This window comes from Citrobacter sp. wls757 (assembly GCF_005280935.1).
Lineage (GTDB): Bacteria > Pseudomonadota > Gammaproteobacteria > Enterobacterales > Enterobacteriaceae > Citrobacter > Citrobacter portucalensis.
Genome location: NZ_SZWU01000080.1, coordinates 149,403 through 154,644, shown reverse-complemented (window position 1 = coordinate 154,644; position 5,242 = coordinate 149,403). Strand labels below are relative to the sequence as shown.

The 5,242-nt window shown below is 55.2% G+C and carries 5 protein-coding genes; all 5 read right to left on the bottom strand.

The features are described 5' to 3' along the window. Positions 1-32: 32 nt before the first annotated feature. A complete protein-coding gene (gene ghrB, locus FDW94_RS22755; RefSeq protein ID WP_048227295.1) occupies positions 33-1,007 on the bottom strand; it encodes a glyoxylate/hydroxypyruvate reductase GhrB in 975 nt (324 codons plus the stop codon). 22 nt (positions 1,008-1,029) lie between these two features. Beyond that, positions 1,030-2,310, bottom strand: coding sequence for an MFS transporter (locus tag FDW94_RS22750; protein WP_137378292.1), 1,281 nt, complete (start codon positions 2,308-2,310; stop codon positions 1,030-1,032). A 64-nt stretch (positions 2,311-2,374) separates the two neighbouring features. Beyond that, a complete protein-coding gene (locus FDW94_RS22745) occupies positions 2,375-3,313 on the bottom strand; it encodes a sugar kinase (protein WP_071446719.1) in 939 nt (312 codons plus the stop codon). A gap of 3 nt (positions 3,314-3,316) precedes the next feature. Next, a complete protein-coding gene (locus tag FDW94_RS22740) occupies positions 3,317-4,066 on the bottom strand; it encodes a sugar phosphate isomerase/epimerase (RefSeq protein ID WP_137378291.1) in 750 nt (249 codons plus the stop codon). 99 nt (positions 4,067-4,165) lie between these two features. Beyond that, positions 4,166-5,182, bottom strand: coding sequence for a LacI family DNA-binding transcriptional regulator (locus FDW94_RS22735; protein WP_048215331.1), 1,017 nt, complete (start codon positions 5,180-5,182; stop codon positions 4,166-4,168). Positions 5,183-5,242 lie beyond the last annotated feature (60 nt).

Below are 5,242 nucleotides of genomic sequence, written 5' to 3'. Positions count from 1 at the left end.
CGGGTGAGCGTAAGCGCTACCCGGCCTTTTGTTTATGATGCGACCTGCGGGTTTACGCAGTTCTTCTCAACGCGTCCTTGCAGCGCATCGATTAAGTTATCCACCGCACAGGCCGCCATGTTGTAGCGCGTTTCGTGCGTGGCTGAACCAATATGCGGTACGGCCACCACGTTGGGCAGTGACAGCAGCGGTGAGTCTACCGATAATGGCTCTTGCTCAAATACATCCAGGCCAGCGGCATGAATTTCGCCTTTTTGCAGGGCAGCAATCAACGCTTTTTCATCGACCACCGGGCCACGTCCGGCGTTAATGAAAATGGCGGAAGACTTCATTTTGGCAAACTGCTCGGTGCTGAACAGATGATGCGTTTCGTCGGTTAACGGCAGGATCAGGCAGACAAAATCAGACTCCTGCAACAGCGTATCGAGGTCGCAGTAACGTGCATTGAAGCGCTCTTCTGCTTCCTGATGATGACGGCGCGCATTATAGAGAATCGGCATGCTAAAGCCGAAATGCGCACGTTGTGCCAGCGCCAGCCCAATGCGGCCCATACCGACAATCCCCAGCGTTTTGTGGTGTACATCGGTACCAAACCAGTCCGGTCCGATACTTTTGGTCCATTCGCCGACCTTTACCCGTTCGGCAACTTCCACTACGCGGCGAGCGGTGCTTAACACCAGCGCCATTACCGTATCGGCGACGGTTTCCGTCAGCACGGTTGGCGTGTGCATCAACAGCACCTTACGCGCGTTGAGGGCATCGACGTCGAAGTTGTCATAGCCTACGGAAATCGTAGATGTCGCACGCAGCCTGGGCATTTTCTCCAGCAGAGCGGTATTGACGGCTTCACTGGAGCCCAGCAGACCTTCTGCATTGGCAAAAGCGTCGGCGTGCTGTGCGACCGTTTCCGGGCGCAGGTTAGGCACCTGAGTCACAGTAAAATGTTCTTCCAGGCGATGCAGTAAATCGTCAGGTAACGCTTTATAGAGAATAATGGACGGCTTCATGCGAATCTCCGTAAGTTAAAATTTAAGCGTGGCGTGCGCCAATAGGTAGCTGTTGATTATTAGCAGGCTTAACAATGAGAGTTAGCCACACTGAGACAAAAAGCGCTACCCCCATAAAAATGTACGAGGCAGACGGGCTGCCGGTAGCGCCATTGAGGTAGCCGACAAACCATGAACCAAAGAATGAGCCTAGCGCGCCCATGCTGTTGATCAGCGCCATTGCCCCACCGGCGACGTTGCGCGGCAGCATTTCCGGGATGATGGCGAAGAAGGGACCATAGGGGGCATACATTGCCGCGCCTGCAATAACCAACAGCGTGTAAGAAATCCAGAAGTGGTCTGCGCCTACGGCCCAGGAGCCGATAAACGCGAACGCCGCGATCAGTAACAGTGGCCAGACAAACAGCTTACGGTTTTGCAACTTATCGGACGCCCAGGAGACGAGGATCATCGCCGCCGTTGCCGCCAGATACGGTACGGATGACAGCCAACCAACTTCCACCATCCCCAGATTTGCGCCGCCGTTGCGGATAATCGACGGCAGCCACAGGACAAAACCATAGACGCCAATACTCCAGGCGAAATACTGCATACACAGCAGGATGACGTTACGTGAGCGGAAAGCCTCGCTATAGTTACGTACGGCTTTGATGCCTTGCTGCTCTTTTTCCAGTTGTGCCTGAAGCGCGGCTTTTTCAGATTCTGACAGCCAACCGACCTGAGACGGTTTGTCTTTTACCAGCACCCACCAGCAGAACGCCCAGATGATGGCCGGGAAGCCCTCAATGATGAACATTTCCCGCCAGCCCAGCGCCTGAATCAGGTAACCGGAAACCACGGACATCCACAGAACAGTGACCGGATTACCGAGGATCAGGAAAGTGTTTGCGCGCGAGCGTTCAGATTTCGTAAACCAGTTGCTGATATAAATCAGCATTGCCGGCATCACGGCGGCTTCAACGACGCCAAGAATAAAGCGGATGGCGGCAAGCATTGGAATATTGCTGACCATGCCGGTTAACGACGCGCATGCGCCCCAGAGGATCAGACAGACAAAAATCAGTTTTCGTACGCTGCGGCGTTCAGCGTAAATTGCGCCCGGGATCTGAAAGAAGAAATAGCTGAGGAAAAACAGCGCGCCCAGCAGGGAAGAGATCCCATTGGTAATGCCGAGGTCTTCGTTGATACCGGCGGCGGAGGCGAAGCTGAAGTTCGCGCGATCAAGGTACGCCAGGCTATACGTGATAAACACGATTGGCATGATGTACCACCAGCGTTTTGCTGCATTAGTTGAGCTATTCATAGACTGCCCTCTGGTTATGCTGATACGCCGCCTCTGTATGTAGGGTACAGAGTTGGCCGGGAGTTTATTCCCCTAATTGTTCACGTGTGGGTAATCCTTCGCTGTCGCCCTGAACCTGAATGGCCAGTGCGCCAATTTTATTGCCGCGGGTCACCGCCTGATGCAACGAGCGGCCTTCCAGCAGGGCGCTAATAACGCCTACGGCAAAGCCATCTCCTGCGCCGACCGTATCGACCACATTGTCGACTTTTACCGGTGCCACGCAGCCTTGTTCACCGCTGGCGGTTTTGTACCAGGCGCCATCAGCCCCGGTTTTCACGATCACGGCCTTCACGCCATGGCGCAGATAAAAGTCGGCGATGGCTTCAGGCGTTTGCTGACCGGTTAAAATCATGCCCTCTTTTAACCCTGGTAAAACCCAGTCAGCCTGGAATGCCAGCCGGTTCAGTTTTTCCACCATTTCGGCTTCGCTTTTCCACAATACCGGGCGCAAATTCGGGTCGAACGAGATGGTCTTCCCCTGGGCCTTCATGGTGCGGGCGGTATGCGCCAGTAGTTCATAAGAGCTGGCAGAAAGCGCTGCTGCTACGCCGCTCAGGTGCAGGTGGCGCGCGCTGGCGAAATAGGCCTCGTGATAATCTTCAATGCTGAGGTGGCTGGCAGCGGAACCTTTACGGAAATATTCCACAATGGGATCGGTTCCATTTTCGACTTTAGATTTAAGCTGAAAGCCAGTAGCGTAACGCCCGTCCTGGGTGACTCCCTGCGCATCAATCCCTTCTTTTTCCAGCGACTTAACGATAAAACGGCCAAAGCTGTCGTTGCCAACGCGGCTCACCCAACCGACCTTCAGGCCCAGACGGGCAAGACCGGTCGCTACGTTAAGCTCCGCGCCTGCAACGCGCTTGATAAACTGCTCCACATCCGCCAGTTCGCCGGTTTGCGTGGCGACAAACATCGCCATCGCTTCACCAATAGTGACCACATCCAGTGAATTTTTCATGCGTTACTCCTCGCGTAACAGCTCGACGTAGCGGCGGGTAACCGCCACCAAATCCTGCCCTTCCAGGGGGAACTCAATGCCGCGCGGGACATCGTTGGGCAGCGTTTTTAGCAGCGCCAGCCAGCGCGGATCGGCTTCATCAGGCGGTACGGCGCGGTAGCTGTCGCGATGTGCAACTGCGGCTTTGACATGGATATAGCCAACGGTTGACGCCAGGTTCTGCGCCGCCTGTTCCGGGGAGTCACCCACCCACAGCCAGTTGCCCATATCGAAGGTTAAAGATATCGGCAGGTTTTGCGCCTGACAGGCTTCGTTAAAGCCCTGCATCGGCTGCAGGCGTCCGCAGTCGGTCTGATCGTTCTCGATAACCAGCTCCATTCCGCTGTTGTCCAGCCATTGGCGTAGAACGTCGAACTGTTCGGTATGGGAAAAATGGCCGAGGGAGACTTTTAACCACAGCGCCTGCAAGGCCTGCGCTTCCTCAAGTAGTTCTGGAAGACGGGGGTTGAGGTTACCGTCTTCAAGGAACAACGGTTCAGGCGCTGAGTAACAGGCCAGCAGGCCGAAGATTTCGATAGCAGAGGCCATCGTAGAGAGCGTTTTCAGCTCGGCGTCAGTTAATAGCTCGCGGCGGATTTCGACGCCGTCAGCACCGGCTTCAGCGATGATGGGCAGCATTGCCGTTTGCCCGCCTGCGGCCCGTACCTGGTCGTGCCCATAAGCGGCGGTGACAACCATAATTTTTCTTTTCATGGAAACTCCAGACTAGCGTTCTTGTTATAACGCTAGATGGAACCGGTTCCAAAGAAAAGCCTATGATGTCGAATTTATGATCACCATCACGAAGGTAATTTAACGGCAGGTAGAGCCGCGCACGATCAGCTCGCCGGAGAAGACCTGCTCCTGAATGGCCGCAGAGCCGCCATCAATCCGGCGCACAACCTGCTCAACGGCGGTGTAACCAATCTGCCAGGTGGGTTGTTTCAACGTGGTAATACCAACGCCCGCCAGCTCAGCCCATTCCAGTTCGTCAAAGCCGAGTAAGCCAATGTCGCTCCCCCAGTTGAGGCCAATGCGTTTCAGGGCACGGGCTACTTGTAGCGTGAGGGCACCGTTGGCAGAGATAACGGCTTTGCGCATTCCACGATGCTGCTGGTGAAACTGGCGCAGGGTGTCGTCCAGTTGCGTATTGTCCGTGAGCGGGACTTCGGCATTTTGCGCGATAACGCCGGGGTATTGCGCGAGCGTGGCGCGAAAAGCGCTCAGGCGTTCGCGGCGGGTATTCACCATGCCGAGTGGTTCGCTGAGGAACAGGATGGCTTCAAAACCTTGTTCGACCAGATGCTCGGTGGCAACCGTTGCCGCCTGGGTGTTATCCAGCCCGACCATATCACAGGCGAAATCGGGAATTTTACGGTCAATCAGCACCATCGGCAGCGCAGACTGTTGCAGGCGGTTCAGCCCCTCTTCGCGCATCCCGACGGCGTTGACCACTATCCCTTCGACCTGGTAGCTGCGCAGCAGGTCGAGATAATGCAGCTCCTGATCCACTTCGTTGTTGGTGTTACACACCAGCGGGGTAAAGCCTTTATCGCGACAGGCGGCTTCAATACCACTTAACACGTTGACGGAGTAGGGATTAGTAATATCGGCGATGATCAGGCCAATCAGGCGGGTACGACCATGTTTCAGGCCTCTTGCCATCAGGCTGGGACGATAGTCGAGATCGGCAATGGCTTGTTCAATGCGGGCCAGCAGCGCGTCGGAAAGCAGGTGCTTTTCACCGTTGAGATAACGTGAAATGCTGGTCTTGCCGGTTTTTGCAGCTTTCGCCACATCGCTGATGGTTGCCCGTGTTGATTTGCTCATCGCTGATTTCCCTGAATTTGGTGACAACACCTTAACGCGAAAATCAACGATGGCAAGTGC

What these genes read in the sequence shown, in the direction of transcription:
- ghrB (WP_048227295.1), bottom strand. Translation starts at nt 1,007, where the DNA reads ATGAAGCCGTCCATTATTCTCTATAAAGCGTTACCTGACGATTTACTG.
- FDW94_RS22750 (WP_137378292.1), bottom strand. Translation starts at nt 2,310, where the DNA reads ATGAATAGCTCAACTAATGCAGCAAAACGCTGGTGGTACATCATGCCA.
- FDW94_RS22745 (WP_071446719.1), bottom strand. Translation starts at nt 3,313, where the DNA reads ATGAAAAATTCACTGGATGTGGTCACTATTGGTGAAGCGATGGCGATG.
- FDW94_RS22740 (WP_137378291.1), bottom strand. Translation starts at nt 4,066, where the DNA reads ATGAAAAGAAAAATTATGGTTGTCACCGCCGCTTATGGGCACGACCAG.
- FDW94_RS22735 (WP_048215331.1), bottom strand. Translation starts at nt 5,182, where the DNA reads ATGAGCAAATCAACACGGGCAACCATCAGCGATGTGGCGAAAGCTGCA.